At 49.8% G+C, this 711-nt stretch carries 1 protein-coding gene; it reads left to right on the top strand.

Features of this window, described 5'->3' with window-relative positions:
- Positions 1-711 (top strand): helicase-related protein (locus R7E78_RS26610; protein WP_318058673.1); only part of this gene is annotated, 711 nt, incomplete at both ends.

Here is a 711-nt window from a genome sequence, read left to right as displayed (position 1 = left end):
TCTTAATGCTCATCGTCTTTGTTCAGAAGGGCGCTGTTTTCCTGTCTCGGTGACTCATCGAGTAATAGACAGTCGTCATCTGCCCAATAAAAAAGGGTGTGAAAATGACGTGGTGAAAACAGTAAAAGAAGCCCTTGAAGATGAAGAAGGCGATATCTTGGTGTTTTTACCGGGTCGAAAAGAGATCACTCAGTGCGCGCAGATGTTACAGCACTTGGATGATGTGCTTGTGGTGAAGCTTCATGCCTCGGTCAGTGATGAAGAGCGACATCGAGCTTTAACTGTTCAAGCGCAGCGCAAAGTGGTGCTGGCAACCAATGTCGCGGAAACGTCGCTTACCATTCCTAACATCCGCGTTGTGATTGATAGCGGTTTGGAGCGAAGAACGGTTCAGCGCAACGGACGTACTGCTCTCACATTAACCAACATTTCAAAAGCCAGTGCAGCACAGCGAATGGGGCGTGCAGGGCGCGTAGCAGAAGGCTCCTGTATCCGTTTATTTGGAGAACATGCTCCATTAGAGTTGGTCACGCCACCGGAGTTGCATCGTGAAGAGCTGGTAGAGCCCATGCTTGCGGCGGCGTGTTGTGGCTATCGTTTATCTGAGCTGCACTTTCTTGATGCGGTTCCAGAAAAGTCATTGAACGCAGCACTTCTGTGTTTGCAAGCGATGGGTGCATTAGACGATAACGGTGACGTAACTGAGCACGG

Source organism: Vibrio sp. YT-19(2023), from assembly GCF_033337395.1.
The sequence above is the reverse complement of the archived record's forward strand: the minus strand, read 5'-3'. Positions and strand labels throughout refer to the sequence as shown.